The sequence below is a fragment of the Bartonella sp. AU16XJBT genome (genome assembly GCF_028618665.1).
In the GTDB taxonomy this organism is placed as follows: Bacteria; Pseudomonadota; Alphaproteobacteria; order Rhizobiales; family Rhizobiaceae; genus Bartonella.
Map to the genome: position 1 here is coordinate 68,368 of NZ_JAQITF010000007.1, position 17,426 is coordinate 85,793.

Sequence of the window (17,426 nt, forward strand, 5' to 3'; positions counted from 1 at the left end):
ATGAGATCCTTATAATCGTCTAAGTGCGACATACTCGACCAAATGATTTTTTCCCTTTCGTAGAACGAGATTGGACCGTGGTCGTGTTGGCAATATATTTTCTTGTAAATTTTTTAAATTAATTGTTTGCCAAATATCCTCAGCGATTTTTGAGGCTTCTTTTTCATTCAGTAGGGCATAGCGATGAAAATAGGATTCAGGATTTTGAAAAGCTGTTTTACGTAAACGTTTAAAGCGCTCTAAATACCAGTGACGAATGACTTCTGTTTCGGCATCTACATAGATTGAAAAATCAAAAAAATCTGATACGAAAGGAATGGCCTTTCCATCTTTAGGAAGATCACTAACCTGTAATACATTAATCCCTTCAACAATTAAAATATCAGGACGGTCAATAGTAATTGTCTGATTTTCTAGAACATCATAGGTCATATGCGAATAAAGCGGAGCAGGGACATTCCCAACACCTGCTTTTATAGCCGAAAGAAAGCATAGCAATTTTTTAATGTCATAGGAATCAGGAAATCCTTTACGATTCAGACGATTTTTTTGCTGTAAGATTGCGTTAGGATAGAGAAAACCATCCGTTGTGATCAGATCAACTTTAAGATTAGATGTCCAACGTTTCAACAGTTCTTGAAGGATGCGAGCGGTGGTTGATTTTCCTACTGCTACAGAACCAGCAATTCCAATAATAAAGGGTGTTTTTTTAGTCTCTTCTTGATGGAGAAACTGCTGACGTTTGTGAAAAAGCTCCTGTACTGCTTCAACATGGCATGAGAGCAGACGCGATAAAGAAAGATAAATGCGTTGGACTTCTTCAAGATCGATAGGATCATCAATAGAGCGTAAACGTTTAATTTCATCAAAAGTCAAAGTGAGAGGTGTGTCCGCACGAAACTCTGACCATTCTTGTGCCGTAAAGACGCGATAGGGTGAATATCGGTCAGAAATGGATTTGACCAAATTATCTTTCTGATTAATTTTTTGTACAGTTGTATCAATCATTTGTATTTGTCGAGATTTTTTTTGCCACAGTAATCGATTAAGAGCGGACAGATGAGCTGCTTTATATTCAAATAAATTTTGTTTTGCATGCTCTCTTCCTTAAGATAATAGATCATTTTTATTAACTTATCGTCCAATCATTCCAATGAGCACGGATCTGTGCCAATGAGTGTCCTTGTGCCAAAAAAGCCCATAAAAGCAAACGCGCTTTTACGGCTGATAAATAACCGGACATGAGAACACCCGAAGCAATCATATCGATTTCTGAGCCTTTATAGCCATAAGTTATACGAGTTGTTGAGCCATTACAACAACGACTAGCAATAATAATGGGTATTTTTTGTGCATATTGTTGTACAAGGTCTGCTTCTTGAAAACTACAGTGTCCTGCACCAAAACCAGCGATAACAAGCCCGGCATAATATCCACTTTCAAGGCAGAGTTTCATTAATTGCGCATCAGACGATAGAGAGGAATAGAGGAGTGCAATTTGATGATCGTGGTTTTGAGGAAGATCAAACGTTGTCGGGGAAAATTTTCTATCATTGAAATAAATGAGTTTTCCTTCTAAAATAGTTCCTAAAATACCTACGAGTCCTGATTGAAATGTTTCAACTTTGACGGTATGACTTTTATAGAGCCAATAAGGTGAATGAATCGTATCGTTAATGACAACGAGAACGCCTCTGTTGCGACTTTGTGGGGACGTCGCGACACGGGTTGCTGCTAAAATATTAGCGGGTCCATCAGCGCCTGCTTCATAAGGAGTACGCATAGCACCGGTTATGATGAGTGGTTCAGCTTCCTTCCAATAAAGAGAAAGAAAAAAAGCTGTTTCTTCTAGAGTATCAGTCCCTTGCGTTAAAACAATCCCTTCTGCGCCAGCGTGTATTTGTTGTTTTGCCCACTCGAGTATTTCAAAAAGAATTTTAAAAGATAAAGATCCACTTGGTATTTGCATTAATGTTTGTGCGTGAATATCAGCCACCTTATTTAAATCAGGAACACTTTTTATGAGGTTATCTGAGGTTAAAGTCGGTTGCATGTGGCCAAAACGATCAGCAGTCATTGCAATTGTTCCACCTAAGGTTCCTATAGCTATTTTTTTCATAATTTTCCTCTATAAAGGCACAAACTGTTTACATAAAGCTATTTAGCAGTAATTTACATTGACAACAATAATATCATTTTTTCAATTTCAACAAATTGAATGATGCTGAATCATTGTGTTTTGCTATATATGTTCTTAAATAGGACAATAGTAATTGAGTTTTACATTGTATGAAAAGATAATATTAAAAGGAAAGTAATATAGGAGTCTCCTTATGACAGAACATAAGCCAGACATAATGTATGGTACAACGATTATTACAGTACGAAAAGGTGGCAAAGTCGTGATGGCTGGCGACGGTCAGGTATCTCTTGGACAGACGATTATGAAAGGCAATGCACGTAAAGTTCGTCGTCTTGGGAAGAGCGGAGTGGTTATTGCTGGTTTTGCAGGTGCTACGGCAGATGCGTTCACATTACTGGAAAGATTAGAAACAAAGCTTGAGCAATATCCTGATCAACTTATGCGCGCATGTGTAGAACTTGCAAAGGATTGGCGAACAGATCGCTATTTGCGTCGTCTTGAAGCAATGATGCTCGTGGCTGATAAAAAAGTAACTTTGGCTCTAACAGGGCTTGGTGATGTCTTAGAACCAGAAGATGGGGTTATGGCCATTGGCTCTGGAGGAAATTTTGCTCTTTCAGCAGCGCGGGCACTGATGGACTTGGATTTAGATGCCGAAACCATTGCCCGTAAAGCTATGGCTATTGCCGCTAAAATTTGTGTTTACACCAATGATCATTTTACGATTGAAACATTGGATACAGAATTATCTTCTTTAGAGAAAGCTATTTAAATGTGTGTTGTATTTTCCCCTCGTGAGACTGTTTCTGAACTTGATCGCTTTATTATTGGCCAAAATGATGCCAAACGTTCTGTAGCTATTGCACTGCGTAATCGGTGGCGTAGACAACAGCTTGATGGGCAGATGCGTGAAGAAGTGATGCCAAAAAATATTTTAATGATAGGACCAACAGGTGTTGGTAAAACAGGGATCGCACGTCGATTAGCAAAACTTTCTGGAGCACCCTTCGTGAAAGTAGAAGCAACTAAATTTACTGAAGTTGGTTATGTGGGGCGTGACGTTGAGCAAATTATTCGAGATCTTGTTGAAATTGCCATTTCTCTTGTGCGTGAAAAGAAACGGGATGAAATAAAAGAAAAGGCTCACGTGAATGCCGAAGAGCGCGTTTTAGACGCCCTTGTTGGTAAAACAGCAAGTCCCGCTACCCGTGATAATTTTCGCAAAAAATTGCGTGAAGGTGAATTGGATGAGAAAGAGATTGAAATTGAAGTAGCCGATAATAATAGCAATAGTGCTTCAACCTTTGATATTCCTGGTATGCCTGGGGCGCAAATGGGGATTATGAATTTATCCGATATTTTGGGTAAAATGGGCAGTCGTACAAAAGTCCGAAAAACAACAGTAAGGGATGCTTTTAAACCGCTTATTGATGATGAATCTGAAAAACTCCTTGATCAGGAACAAATTATTCAAGAAGCGCTTCGTGTTGCTGAAAATGACGGTATTGTTTTTATCGACGAGATTGATAAAATTGCAACGAGGGATGGTGGAGCTAGTGCTGCGGTTTCGCGTGAGGGCGTCCAACGTGATCTTTTGCCTTTGGTGGAAGGCACAACAATTGCTACAAAATATGGGCAAATCAAAACAGATCATATTCTTTTTATTGCCTCTGGTGCATTTCATGTTTCTAAGCCATCTGATTTATTACCGGAACTTCAAGGACGTTTGCCTATCCGCGTGGAGCTCAACCCTTTAACAAGGGAAGATTTACGGCGCATTCTAACAGAACCAGAAGCAAGTTTGATTAAACAATATATTGCTCTTATGGCAACAGAAGAGGTTCATTTGGAAATTACCGATGATGCGATTGATGCTTTAGCAGATATTGCTGTAGATTTAAATGCAAGGATTGAAAACATAGGGGCACGTCGTTTGCAAACCGTTATGGAGCGCGTTTTAGATGAGATTTCTTTCACGGCACCGGATAAAGCTGGAACATCGTTTAAAATTGATGCTGCTTATGTGAGAAAATCTATTGGCGAGCTTGCTGCTGATATCGATCTCTCCCGTTTTATTCTTTAGATGTATTGCTTGTTTTGTTTATCTGCGTGCTTCGATAATTTTGAAACCATGGGCTTGTTCATGTATAAACACTGTGCGGAAAATATCTTTTAACAATGTTTCATAAGGAAGGTGGCGGTTTGCAACAAGAAGTAGACTGCCACCTAGCCTTAGGCATTTTGCAGCATTTATAATAAAATGTTTTCCTAAGGAGACATCTGTCGTTTGTTGTGTGTGAAACGGTGGGTTTGAAATGATTGTGTCATACAGATTGGTGACAGGCTCATGCACAAGGTCATGCCAATAAAAATGAATTGGAAAAGGAGCTGTTATGGGTTTAAGGTGCTGTTTTGCTGCTTCCAAAGCGTTGTAGTCTGCTTCATAAAGATCAAGAGTCGTAAGTTTTACATCGCTTTCAAGTGCAACGTGAGAAAGATAGCCCCAGCCAGCTCCAAAATCAGCCGTTTTCCCAGAAATAACTTTGAGCATATAAGAGGCAAGCGCTGCAGATCCTGGATCAATACGCCCGTGTGAGAACATACCAGAAGTGGTTTGAAATTTATCAAAAGAAAGCGATTGTGAGCGCAATTGTGCAATATTTTCTCTCTCTATTTGTTGAGGAACTTGAAGCCAAAATACAAGACCATGATTTTTAGATAGTTTATTGGTTATGGGAACAATTGTTTTCACCCATTTCATCATTGAAGCAGCACCAGCCGTTTTATTCCCACTGATCACAATCCATCCACTGGGTTTTACGCATTCTAATAAATCAAGAAAACAATTTTGGTTAAAACCACGATATTTGCTTAAACGTAAAAATGCTCCATCATAGATGAAAGTTTTATCTATTTGAGGAGAGCAGTGAAATTGAGTATCGACAAATTTTAAAAAATCTGGTCGCCAAGGCGTGATAACTTTTAAATTTTTCGCCCATTCTGGAGGAGGGACCTCCGTTAAACCGAAACTTAGCCAGCATTGGTTTGGATCTGGATAAGGGAGTGCATAATTTTCAAAGGGTAAAAATGATAACACATGTGGTTCTTTCAAAGAAAAATGCCATTCCAATGTTGGGATGGCATTTCATGATTACGATAAGAAGAAAAGATTACTCTTCTTTTTTCTTCCGGCGGCGCTTATTTTCAGGTTGCTTTTTTTCATCCATGCACTTTTCTTCTTCTACCGATTTACCATCGATAATTTCCTTTCCGGTTTCTTGATCAACGACCTTCATTGATAACCGAACTTTTCCACGCTCATCAAAGCCCATGAGTTTAACCCAAACCTTATCACCTTCCTTAACAATATCAGTTGTTTTGGTGACGCGTTCTGATGCAAGTTGAGAGATATGCACAAGCCCATCACGAGAACCAAAAAAGTTTATAAAGGCACCAAAGTCCGCAGTTTTTACAACTGTACCTTGGTAGATAGCACCAACTTCAGGTTCATCGACAATAGAATGGATCCAGCGTTTTGCTGCTTCAATGGTTTTAGCATCAGCAGAAGCAATTTTAATGGTACCATCATCTTCAATATTAATTTTTGCTCCAGTTTGTTCCACAATTTCTCGAATAACTTTACCACCAGAGCCGATAACATCACGGATTTTATCAACAGAAATATTCATCACTTCGATTCGTGGAGAAAATTCACTCAGTTCAGCTCGTGCGCTGGTTAAAGCTTTCGCCATTTCGTTAAGAATATGGATTCGGCCACCTTTGGCTTGTTCAAGTGCGATTTTCATAATCTCTTCGGTAATACCGTCAATTTTGATATCCATTTGCAAAGCAGTAATACCATTTTCTGTTCCAGCAACTTTAAAATCCATATCGCCAAGATGATCTTCATCTCCTAAGATGTCAGACAGAACAGCAAAGCGTTCTCCTTCTTTAATCAAACCCATAGCAATACCTGCAACGGGGCGCGCGAGCGGAACACCAGCATCCATGAGAGCAAGTGATGTTCCACAAACCGTCGCCATGGAAGAAGATCCATTGGATTCAGTAATTTCTGAGACAGCACGAATGGTGTAAGGAAAAGATTCTTTCGTTGGTAACATGGGGTGAATTGCTCGCCATGCTAGTTTTCCATGTCCAATTTCACGACGACCAGGAGAACCAAGGCGTCCTGTTTCACCTACTGAAAATGGTGGAAAATTGTAATGGAGGAGGAATGTTTCCTTATACATGCCTGTTAAGGCATCAACATATTGTTCATCTTCACCAGTTCCCAATGTTGCAACGACAATCGCTTGTGTTTCTCCGCGGGTAAAGAGTGCTGATCCATGTGTGCGGGGCAAAATACTTACTTCTGATTGGATAGGGCGCACGGTAGAAAGATTGCGTCCATCAATCCGCTTTTCTGTATCAAGAATGTTTCCGCGAACAATTTTTGCTTGCAACTGTTTAAATACGGTTGCAATTTGATCTGTACTAAATTGACAGTTTTCTTCTGTTTCTGGCATAAATTTATTGATGACTTCTGTTTTCAGGGCATCAATTGCGGCATAACGTTCTTGCTTATCAGTGATTGTGTAGGCCTTTCGTATACCCTGTTCGGCCATTTCATGCATCGCTTTTTCAAGCTCAGAAAGATCTTCAGGAACAAAATCACGAGGATCTTTTGCAGCAACCTCAGCAAGCTTGATGATGGCATCAAGGACAGGTTGAAAGCCTTTGTGACCGAACATTACAGCACCCAACATGATATCTTCCGGCAATTCTTGTGCTTCTGATTCAACCATTAATACAGCACTTTCTGTTCCAGCAACCACCAGATCAAGTTTTGATTCAGGCATTTCATCCATATGAGGATTGAGAACATATTGTCCATTACAATAGCCAACGCGGGCACCCGCTATAGGCCCCATGAAAGGAACACCTGATAGGGTCAATGCGGCAGAGGAGGCAATCATCGCAAGGATATCGGGATTATTTTCGAGATCATGCTGTATAACGGAAACAATGACTTGTGTATCATTTTTATAACCCTCAACGAAGAGAGGACGAATTGGACGATCAATCAAACGTGAAACCAAAGTTTCATTTTCAGTTGGCCGACTTTCACGTTTTAAATAGCCTCCAGGTATTCGACCAACCGCATAGGATTTTTCTTGATAATTAACGGTGAGTGGAAAAAAGTCCTGGTCTGGTTTTGGGCTTTTAGCCGATACAACGGTTGCTAAGACAATCGTTTCTCCATAGGTAGCAATCACAGCACCATCAGCTTGACGCGCTATTTTCCCTGTTTCAAGGGTGAGCGGACGCCCGGCCCATTCAATTTCTATCTTGTGCGTTTTGAACATTTTTTATCCTTAATGACCAGTGTTTAAATCTTTGATTGCTCACATTCTGACTTTGCGTAGCATATTTTCAGGCTCTGGGGTGGACAACAAGTTACTTCCATCTTTGTTGGGAGAGGAGAGAGATAAATCGCCTTAAATGCGAAATGATGAACAGCCTTATCCCCTAATAACTTGTCAGTTTTTAAAATTTTCAACTAAAAGCAACATGTTGAAAAAATGGGTGGTTTTTTTACACCATCCCATTTTTCTTTTAGCGACGCAAACCTAACTTCTTAATAAGTGTCTGATAACGATTTTGGTCAACTCCTTTAAGATAATCAAGAAGGCGCCGGCGTTGAGACACCATCTTTAAGAGACCACGACGAGAATGGTTATCTTTTTTGTGAGATTTAAAGTGGTTTGTTAAATTAGAAATACGTTCAGAAAGTACAGCAATCTGTACTTCTGGTGATCCTGTATCACCAACTTTATTTGCGTATTCTGCAACAAGAGCTTGTTTACGTTCAGCTGTAATCGACATCGTATCATCCTTTCAAAAAACGAAGAAACATAAAGTCACCCATAGCCGAGATGTCGTTCAGCCAGGGTCTGCGAGGAAATAAGAAGAGTCAAAGACTCTCACCTATTCTCGCTCTTATATAGGAAAGAAGGTTAAAATACTAGTCCTTTACAGCATTTTGAAGTCTTTCTTTAAATAAAGGCTTTTGTTTTGAAATATTGATTTAAATAGGGTTTTATGAGAAGTTTTTTAAAGATTTATGCATCCTTTTGATACAAAGATTATGAGCGTGTGTGTGGTAACAAAAGTGATAAATACCGATTTGGAGGGAAAAGATGCAGAGCATTTCAACATTAAAACTTTTTCGTAATTCGGTATTTCGAAATTTATGGTCATCTACGCTTATTTCTAATTTAGGGGGGCTGATACAGGCTGTTGGAGCAGGGTGGTTAATGGCATTAATTAGTTCTTCGCATTCCATGGTTGGGCTTGTTCAGAGTGCGACAACATTACCACTTGTTATGTTTTCTTTAATGGCAGGGGCATTAGCGGACAATTTTAATCGGCGTCAAATTATGTTGTGTGCACAGATTATGATGATGGTCATATCCATGAGTTTATCTGTTTTAGCCTATATGGGATTTTTAACACCTTGGCTTTTGTTATGTTTTACGTTTTTGATTGGGTGTGGCACAGCCTTTTATAATCCTTCTTGGCAAGCAACGATAGGAGATATTGTGAGCAGAGAAAATATTCCTGCTGCTGTTAGTTTGAATAGTGTCGGCTTTAATTTAATGCGGAGTGTTGGTCCTGCTATTGGGGGGGCCATCATTGCAACTTTGGGGGCATCTGCTGCTTTTTTGTTTAATGCTATAAGCTATATCCCTCTTATTGGTGCATTATTTTTCTGGAAATCGAATGATAAAAACAACTCATTGCCAAGAGAAAGACTGTTAGGGGCTGTCTCAGATGGTTTGCGTTATGTTGCAATGTCACCTAATCTTCTGAGTATTATGGTTCGAGCGTTCCTTTTTGGTATAGGGGCGATTTCAATTTTAGCTCTTTTGCCAATTGTTGCGCATAAAGTTCTTGGAGGAAGTGCCCTTCTTTATGGGACATTGCTTGGTTGTTTTGGATTAGGGGCCATGACAGCAGGGATTATTAATGCATTTGTACGGCATCATTTTCGTTCAGAAACAATTATTTCAAGTGCATTTATTGGTTTTGCTTTTTCTTGCTTTTTATTGGGAATAAGCCGTTCAATGATTATAAGCCATATTGCTTTATTTCCTGCAGGCCTAAGTTGGGTTTTGGCATTATCATTGTTTAATACATCTGTACAACTCTCTACACCACGCTGGGTTGTTGCACGTTCTTTAGCACTTTATCAAACCGCATCTTATGGGGGGATGGCTATTGGTAGTGCAATCTGGGGAATTTTAGCTGATGGTTATTCTCCAACAATTGCTTTGAGTATTTGTTCTCTATTCTTGATTGTTGGAGCTCTTGCGGGGGTAAAATTTAGAATTCAAGAAATTCCTCAAATAGATTTGAATCCTCTTGATCATTTTAGAGAGCCAGAACTCTTACTCGACCTAAAAGCAAGAAGTGGTCCGATCATGATAATGATCGATTATCAAATTCATGAAAATGATCTGGAAGAGTTTCTCAAAGTGATGACGCGTCGACGCCATATTCGTTTACGTGATGGTGCGCGTCAATGGGTCCTTTTACGAGATCTTGAAAGACCTGAATATTGGACAGAGGCTTATCATATGCCAACTTGGGTAGATTATTTACGCCATAATCATCGTCGTACGAAAGCGGATGCTGAAGTTAATAAGCGTTTGCGTCATTTAAATTGTGCTCCTGATGGTATAAGAGTGCATCGTATGATTGAACGACAGACAATACCCCAAGCCAATGAGATGCTTTTAAAAGTCCCTTCTGATCATCTTCCTTAAGATTAGAACAGTTTTTTAATATGGTTGTTATATTCTTTAGATCAATTGGTTAGCATAAGCACAAAAAATGAGTATTTTAATGATTGGTGTATTTATTTATAATGGTATTTTATCATTTTTTTTAGTGTTGGTTCCAAAAATCTTTAAACTTCTCTCATTTTAAATCTATTGATCTTATGTATATTGAATCAATAAAATTATTTTCTTGTATGTACAAACGGGAGCTAATGTGGGGGTAAAAACGATTGAAAAGGGAATAAAAAAGCCTCTTGAAGCTTCTCAAATATGAGAGTTTTAAAATTAGGAAATGGCAAAGTGTATGATAGTGTTGGCTTGTAGTACGATCTTTAAGTTTTACTATGAATACGGGGAGCGTAGAGAAATGAAAAGCAACATATTTCTCTTAATTTGATAGAGAATAATATCTTTTAATAAGAGATGGTTAGAAGAAAGAAACGCTTAAATTGTGAAAATCCGCTTTGGTTTAAAGAGACCTTTGTCGAGAGTACCAATAGCAAGAAGTTGTTTCCTATAGAGGAGACAAACCTCCTCTTCATCAAGAAGTGTTTTATCAGCACATAAAGAAATAGAATGCCCCCTCATAACTCTCTGCGCTTGGGTTTCAGTAAGCGAATAATGAGGGAGACAATCTAATGCGGCTCCTGTTTCAATTAACAGTTTATCGAGTATTGAGAAGTTTTTTTCAAAAGAACCCTCATTTACATCTGTGGTGTTTTTATTTGGCGATATTGCTGCTTTTAGTTTTTCCCATGTAATGAGATCCTCTTCATCGAAAGGTGCGACGGCAATACGTCTTAAGTCAGCAATATGCCCATAGCAACCCAGATCACGTCCCATATCGCGTGCTAGCGAGCGCACATAAGTTCCTTTCCCGCAAGTTATTTCAAAGACAGCGTACTCTTTAGTAGGCATTTCTATTAACTCGAAAGTTTCTATTTCCACTTCACGGGGCGCAATTTCAAAGACTTCCCCTTCACGCGCTAGATCATAGGCGCGATTTCCAGCAATTTTGATTGCTGAAAATTGCGGAGGTGTTTGCAAAATAATACCTGTATATTGTGGAAGAAGAGAAAGTATTTCTTCTTGTGTTGGACGTTTGAGAGAAGTTTTCGTTATTTCTCCTTCTAGATCATCTGTTGCACGCTCTTGTCCCCAAGCGATATGAAAACGGTAAGTTTTTTTGCCTTGCATCACGTAAGGAACGGTTTTGGTTGCCTCACCTAAGGCAATGGGGAGGAGACCAGAAGCAAGAGGATCAAGCGTACCCGCATGCCCAGCTTTTTGTGCATGAAAAAGCCATTTTATTTGTGAGACAGCTTCTGTTGATTTCATTCCTTTTGGTTTATCAAATATGACCCAGCCAGAAACAGGACGCCCTTTTTTTTTGCGTTGCCGTGCCATATCTTTAATCCTCATCTTTATCGCTATGAAGATCGCGTGCAACCTCAGGTGATCGGAGGAGGGCATCAATTTTTGAAAAGTTATCAAAACTATTATCAAGTCGGAAACGCAGTTCTGGCATATATTTCATTTGTCGCAACGCATGACTGATTTCTCCACGGAGGAAACGACTATGTTTATTGAGGGTATCAACAACATCGGTATGGGAAGCATTTTTAAGCGTGCTGAGAGGGGATACAAAGCAAGTAGCAATTTTTAAATCCGGTGACATGCGTACTTCAGAGACAGAAATGACAATATCTTTCAAGACATCATCAAGCAAAATATTACGCTGTAGTATATGCGCTACTGCATGACGTACTTGCTCTGCTACTCTAAGTTGCCGTTGTGATGGCCCTGCATTTTTCATCAAAGTTTTATCCTTGCTCCAAAACCTCTTTTTTTGACCATCCAGATAAGGAAAAAAAGAGACATTGTGTATAGAATTCCAATAACTTCCCTCATTTCAAAACAGAGTAAAGTTATGGGATTATTTTATAATGTGCGATTAATATGTTCGATACGGAAGGTCTCAATGATGTCTCCTGCGCGCATATCTTCATAATTTTCAAAGGCTATTCCACATTCTTGTCCACTTTGCACTTCATTGACTTCATCTTTAAAGCGTTTGAGTGTTTTCAGTTTTCCTTCGTGAATAACAATATTATCGCGGATAAGGCGAACACCGGCTCCTCGTTCTATTTTACCTTCTGTAACACGACATCCAGCAACTTTTCCGATTTTTGTAATGTTAAAGACTTCTAGAATTTCAGCATTACCAAGGAAAGTTTCACGCTGTTCTGGTGAGAGTAATCCAGACATGGCAGCTTTGATGTCATCAACAAGATCATAAATGATGTTATAATAACGAATTTCAATTCCTTGTGTTTTAGCAAAATCACGCGCTTGTTTATTGGCTCGAACATTAAAACCAATCACAGCTGAATTAGAAGCTTCAGCAAGAGAAATATCACTTTCGGTAATTCCTCCAGCACCAGAATGTACAACACGCGCACGAACCTCATCGTTTCCTAGTTTCTCCAATGCTGAAGCGATTGCTTCAATTGATCCTTGCACATCCCCTTTGATAATAAGAGAAAATTCCTTAACACCAGTTGTTTGCAATTTTGACATCATCTGTTCGAGAGAACCACGCGAACCGGTTTGTCGCGCAACAGCTTTATCACGTGCTAAGCGTTGACGGTATTCAGAAATTTCGCGTGCTTTTGCTTCATGCGTGACAACAGCAAAACGATCTCCAGCTTGTGGTGTTCCTTGCATGCCTAAAATTTCAATCGGTGTAGAGGGAACGGCTTCTTTGACATGGCGACCATGGTCGTCAATCAAAGCACGCACACGCCCCCATTCATTTCCGGCAACAATAATATCAGAAGGATGTAATGTACCTTTTTGAACAAGAACGGTCGCAACAGATCCGCGTCCGCGATCCAATTTGGCTTCAATGACAACGCCCTCTGCAGTTCGCTGAGGATCTGATTTCAGATCAAGCATTTCAGCTTGAAGAAGGATAGCTTCGAGAAGTTTATCAAGGTTTTGACCAGTTTTAGCAGAAACTTCAACGTCCAAAGTCTCACCGCCCATCGTTTCAACAAACACTTCATGTTGTAAAAGTTCTGTACGCACTTTTTGTGCATTCGCAGCGGGTTTATCAATTTTGTTGATAGCAACAATAATAGGAACACCAGCAGCTTTGGCATGATTAATTGATTCAATCGTCTGCGGCATGACACTATCATCAGCAGCAACAACAAGAACAGCGATATCGGTAACACGGGCTCCACGAGCACGCATAGCGGTAAATGCAGCATGACCCGGTGTATCAATAAAGGTAATTTTTTGACCGTTTTGTTCTACTTGATAGGCCCCAATATGCTGCGTAATACCACCTGCTTCACCAGAAACAACATTTGCTTTGCGAATAGCATCCAGAAGAGAAGTTTTTCCGTGGTCAACATGGCCCATAATGGTTACAACAGGGGGACGCGGTTGCATATTTTGAGGATTATCTGTTATATTAAAGATACCTTCTTCTACATCAGATTCTAAAACACGCTTAACAGTATGACCAAATTCAACAGCGATGAGTTCAGCAACGTCTGCATCAATAACATCGCCAGGTTTCATCATTTGTCCTTGTTTCATCAAAAACTTAATCACATCAACAGAACGCTCAGTCATACGTTGAGCGAGCTCTTGAATGGTAATCGTTTCAGGAAGAACAACTTCGCGAGAAATTTTTTCTCTTGGTTCTTGGTTTTGTGCACGCTTAAACTTTTCCTGTCTGCGCCGCATTGCAGCCATTGAGCGCCCCCGCGCACTCCCTTCTTCGTCCAGTGCGCTATTAAGAGTCAGTTTTCCACGACGTCGCTCATCAGCTCCTTTGACAACTTTTGGTGCACGTATTTCTGATTTAGCAGGATTAGCACGTCGGCTATGCCGTTCTTCCTCTTTATCTTCATCTATTTTGCGTTTTTCAATGACAGTTGTGTTTTTAGGCGCAATAGGAATATCTGTCTTTTCGATGAGGGGAGACTCAGAGAGAACAAGTGGAATCTGTACCGGTGTTTCTTCTTCTTCTTGTTTTTGAAGTATTTCTTTTTCTTTAATTTCTTTCTTTAAAATTTCTTCACGCTCTTTAGTGCGTCTTGCTTCTTTTTCAGCTTGTTCTCGCGTTATTCTTTCTTGGATATGTGCCTCTTCTAACGCGCGAAGCCTCGCTTCCATTTCAGCCGATGAAAGATTGCTTTTGGCTACAGATTCTTGAGGCTTTTTTTCCTCAAAACGCGGTTTAGAGCGCTGGGGTGCCACATGCGGCTTTGTAATAGGCTGCAGGGTCTCAGCTTTTTCATCAGGTCGCGTAATTTTACGTCGTTTGGTTTCGACAACGACAGCTTTTGTGCGACCATGGCTAAAATTTTGTTTGACCGTACTCGTTTCCAAGACAGACCGCTTGAGAGTTAGTGTCTTTTTGCCTATTGTTTTGTCGTTGTTATTTTCACTCATTGTACTTCCTTCACGGCTTGTGCCGTCATCTCACCGTGCTTACTATGTTTGTCATCACGATAGCTGATCAATTTATATATTGTTTTGAGAAATCCCTCAGCAGCCTTTGTGTCCAATAAGGCTGCGTGCATGACAGGATTAGAGCCAAAAGCTATGCGCATTTCATCACTTGTAAATAAAGATATGGTTTTTATCGTCCGATTTGTTTGTTGTTGTATTGTATGGATGGCTTGTGCAATTTTTCGTTTTCCATCTTCTGTTGTTTCTTTAGCATGAAGTACAAGAATAACTTGACCAGAGCGGATAGCAGCGTCAACCTTCGTTGCTCCCATGACAACAGCTCCCGCTTTTCTTGCCATGGAAAGGCTTGAAAGAGCAGCTTTGAGTAAAAGCGCATCAACAATATGCACAAGATTTGGTGCAACCTCAACATCTGTTTTAAAATTTTTATGAAAGGCTTTCTGTTTGATCGCTTTCTCAACAACAGCGTGATGGGCAGAAATCCAAACGCCACGCCCTGGTAAATTCGCTTTAAGATCAGGAACAATTTTGTTATTGGGACCAATAACAAAACGGATCAGCGTTTGTGCTGAAGCATTTTGTCGGGTCACAATGCAAGTCCGTTCATTCATTTAAAGTGTATCCACATCCAAATCATCTGTTTTTTCATTTTCTGCAGAATTTTCATCTTCTACAGGATTTTCTGTAACAAGATCAGCTTGGTCTATCCAGCCTGCCTGTACACGCGCGGCTAAAACCATAGCTTCTGCATCTGCGCGTGTAATGTCAAAAGGGGTTAAAATACCAGAAAAATTCTTTGTTTGACCTTCTTTGCGTTCTCTCCAGCCAGCTAAATCATCAACGGCATAGCCAGCAAAATCTTCTATTGTTTTTACACCATCCTCACCCACAGCAACCAGCATAGCACTTGTCATTCCAGGAAGTGTTCGCAATTCGTCAGAAACTCCGAGCTTTTTGCGTTTCTCATCAAGTTCTTTTTCTTGATGATCGAGATATTCGCGGGCCCGACTCTGGATTTCAGCAGCGGTATCATGATCAAAACCATCAATAGAAGCGATTTCTTCAAGATCAATGTAGGCGATTTCTTCAATAGAAGAAAAACCCTCTGATGCCATAACCTGTCCGATCATTTCGTCAACCTCTAAGGCTTCCATAAACAATTTACTGCGTTCAGTAAATTCTTTTTGACGATTTTCAGATTCTTCCTTTTCCGTTAAAATATCAATGTTCCATCCTGTTAGTTGCGAAGCTAAGCGAACATTTTGTCCGCGTCGACCAATCGCAAGGCTGAGTTGGTCATCCGGCACAATAACTTCGATACGTTCAGCATCTTCATCAAGGATGATTTTAGAAACTTCAGCAGGTTGCAGTGCATTAACGACAAATGTTGCAGCATCAGGCGACCAGGGAATAATATCAATTTTTTCGCCTTGTAATTCTGCAACAACAGCTTGTACACGACTTCCTCGCATTCCCACACATGCTCCAACAGGATCAATGGAACCATCGCGTGAAACAACGGCAATTTTGGCTCGTGAACCTGGATCACGGGCAACCGATTTAATTTCTATAATACCATCATAAATTTCAGGAACTTCCATAGTAAAAAGTTTTACCATAAATTGGGGATGTGTGCGTGAAAGGAAAATTTGTGGTCCACGTGTTTCACGGTGTACATCATTGACAAAAGCACGAATACGGTCTCCATAGCGGAAGGATTCACGGGGAATTAATTCATCACGACGCACAATAGCTTCACCGCGTCCTAGATCAACGATAACATTGCCATATTCCACACGCTTGACTGTACCAGAAATAATTTCACCAACTTTATTTTTAAATTCTTCATATTGCTGATCACGCTCTGCATCGCGTACTTTTTGTACAATAACTTGTTTAGCAGATTGTGCTGCGATACGTCCAAAATCCATAGGAGGTAAAAGATCAGCAAAAAAATCACCAATTTTTGCATCTTCTTGGCGTTTGAGTGCATCGGACAAAGTAATTTCCGTTGTATAGTCTTCGACAACATCAACGATTTTAAGCAGGCGTTGTAATTTAATTTCACCTGTTTTGGAATTGATTTCAGCACGGATATTGGTTTCTTGACCATAACGAGAACGTGCTGCTTTCTGAATAGCATCAGCCATCGCAGAAATGACAATTTCACGGTCGATTGACTTTTCACGTGCAACAGCATCTGCAATTTGCAGAATCTCAAGCCTGTTAGCGCTTGTAGCCATCAATTTTCTCCTTCTTTGTGCCACACGATGGGTATTTCCCAGTGATATTATTTTTTGGAATTGAGCGTCTTTATTGAGTCGGTAGGATTATCTTCGGAAATGAATTGTTGACTTAAATCTTTATTTTTTTTCAATGCATCGCGAATAAGCTCATCGGTAAGCACTAAATGCGCGCCTATGATATCACAAAAAGAAATAGAGGAATACATGGCTTCTCCATAAGCAGCTTTATCAGTGTTTAAAATAAATCCATCTTGCGTGATATTGGTAAGTGTTCCACGAAATTTTCGGCGTCCATCAATGGTTATTTTGGTTTCAATTTTTGCAAGATGTCCTTGCCAATGAAAAAAATCAGATTTTCTTACCAATGGACGATCAATTCCAGGGGATGAGATTTCTAAATGATATTTGCGGTCAATAACATTTTCCACATCAAGGAGGGGGGAAACAGTCCGACTAACATTTTCACAATCTTCTACGGTCAGAGAACCATCAGCCCGTTCAACCATAATTTGAAGTGTTAAACCATTTTGTCCAAGAAGCTTCACACGAACCAAACGAAAACCTAAAGGTTTAAGCAGTGGTATGACAAGAGCAGCAACCCGTGCCTCGATACCATCTTCTTCAAACAGGCGTGGTTCGTCAAGATTGCTTATTTTTTCAGCTTCGTTCATACATTTTATCCAAGTTATTTTCGTCAGTTTT

14 protein-coding genes are annotated in these 17,426 nt (G+C 39.9%); 3 read left to right on the forward strand and 11 right to left on the reverse strand.

Annotation, left to right across the window (positions count from 1 at the left end; translation table 11 throughout):
- Positions 1 to 9: 9 nt before the first annotated feature.
- Both coaA and PVV66_RS05575 read right to left on the reverse strand, forming a co-directional pair.
- Entirely contained in the window at positions 10 to 954 is a 945-nt protein-coding gene (gene coaA, locus PVV66_RS05570) for a type I pantothenate kinase (RefSeq protein WP_273718288.1), read from the reverse strand.
- A 175-nt stretch (positions 955 to 1,129) separates the two neighbouring features.
- Positions 1,130 to 2,119: an asparaginase gene (locus PVV66_RS05575; protein ID WP_273718196.1), complete on the reverse strand. Its 990-nt coding sequence runs from the start codon at positions 2,117 to 2,119 to the stop codon at positions 1,130 to 1,132.
- A gap of 214 nt (positions 2,120 to 2,333) precedes the next feature.
- Here PVV66_RS05575 and hslV point away from each other — a divergent pair, with 214 nt between their 5' ends.
- Both hslV and hslU read left to right on the forward strand, forming a co-directional pair.
- Positions 2,334 to 2,915, forward strand: a complete 582-nt coding sequence (gene hslV / locus PVV66_RS05580; RefSeq protein ID WP_273718198.1) for an ATP-dependent protease subunit HslV — start codon at positions 2,334 to 2,336, stop codon at positions 2,913 to 2,915.
- Positions 2,916 to 4,226, forward strand: coding sequence for an ATP-dependent protease ATPase subunit HslU (gene hslU / locus PVV66_RS05585; RefSeq protein WP_273718201.1), 1,311 nt, complete (start codon positions 2,916 to 2,918; stop codon positions 4,224 to 4,226). It abuts the gene before it with no gap.
- 18 nt (positions 4,227 to 4,244) lie between these two features.
- Here the strand turns inward: hslU and PVV66_RS05590 are convergent, their stop codons facing one another.
- The 3 genes from PVV66_RS05590 to rpsO all read right to left on the reverse strand — a co-directional run bounded on the left by PVV66_RS05590 (position 4,245) and on the right by rpsO (position 8,029).
- Positions 4,245 to 5,240: a class I SAM-dependent methyltransferase gene (locus PVV66_RS05590; protein WP_273718290.1), complete on the reverse strand. Its 996-nt coding sequence runs from the start codon at positions 5,238 to 5,240 to the stop codon at positions 4,245 to 4,247.
- 73 nt (positions 5,241 to 5,313) lie between these two features.
- Positions 5,314 to 7,509 (reverse strand): polyribonucleotide nucleotidyltransferase, encoded by a 2,196-nt coding sequence (pnp, locus tag PVV66_RS05595; RefSeq protein WP_273718203.1) that lies wholly within the window; start codon positions 7,507 to 7,509, stop codon positions 5,314 to 5,316.
- Positions 7,510 to 7,759: 250 nt separating this feature from the next.
- Complete coding sequence (rpsO, locus tag PVV66_RS05600; RefSeq protein ID WP_005774142.1) at positions 7,760 to 8,029, reverse strand: 30S ribosomal protein S15; 270 nt, start codon at positions 8,027 to 8,029, stop codon at positions 7,760 to 7,762.
- Positions 8,030 to 8,343: 314 nt separating this feature from the next.
- Here rpsO and PVV66_RS05605 point away from each other — a divergent pair, with 314 nt between their 5' ends.
- Complete coding sequence (locus tag PVV66_RS05605; RefSeq protein WP_273718208.1) at positions 8,344 to 9,972, forward strand: MFS transporter; 1,629 nt, start codon at positions 8,344 to 8,346, stop codon at positions 9,970 to 9,972.
- 459 nt (positions 9,973 to 10,431) lie between these two features.
- Here PVV66_RS05605 and truB read toward each other — a convergent pair whose 3' ends face one another.
- The 6 genes from truB to rimP form a co-directional block, all read right to left on the reverse strand.
- Positions 10,432 to 11,394, reverse strand: coding sequence for a tRNA pseudouridine(55) synthase TruB (gene truB / locus PVV66_RS05610; protein WP_273718210.1), 963 nt, complete (start codon positions 11,392 to 11,394; stop codon positions 10,432 to 10,434).
- A 4-nt stretch (positions 11,395 to 11,398) separates the two neighbouring features.
- Positions 11,399 to 11,803: a 30S ribosome-binding factor RbfA gene (gene rbfA, locus PVV66_RS05615; RefSeq protein ID WP_273718212.1), complete on the reverse strand. Its 405-nt coding sequence runs from the start codon at positions 11,801 to 11,803 to the stop codon at positions 11,399 to 11,401.
- A gap of 125 nt (positions 11,804 to 11,928) precedes the next feature.
- Positions 11,929 to 14,457 (reverse strand): translation initiation factor IF-2, encoded by a 2,529-nt coding sequence (gene infB / locus PVV66_RS05620; protein ID WP_273718214.1) that lies wholly within the window; start codon positions 14,455 to 14,457, stop codon positions 11,929 to 11,931.
- Complete coding sequence (locus tag PVV66_RS05625) at positions 14,454 to 15,089, reverse strand: RNA-binding protein (protein ID WP_273718215.1); 636 nt, start codon at positions 15,087 to 15,089, stop codon at positions 14,454 to 14,456. The genes infB and PVV66_RS05625 overlap by 4 nt, the downstream gene beginning before the upstream one ends.
- Positions 15,090 to 16,721 (reverse strand): transcription termination factor NusA, encoded by a 1,632-nt coding sequence (gene nusA / locus PVV66_RS05630; protein WP_273718218.1) that lies wholly within the window; start codon positions 16,719 to 16,721, stop codon positions 15,090 to 15,092. It lies immediately after the preceding gene.
- A gap of 47 nt (positions 16,722 to 16,768) precedes the next feature.
- A complete protein-coding gene (rimP, locus tag PVV66_RS05635) occupies positions 16,769 to 17,395 on the reverse strand; it encodes a ribosome maturation factor RimP (RefSeq protein ID WP_273718219.1) in 627 nt (208 codons plus the stop codon).
- Positions 17,396 to 17,426 lie beyond the last annotated feature (31 nt).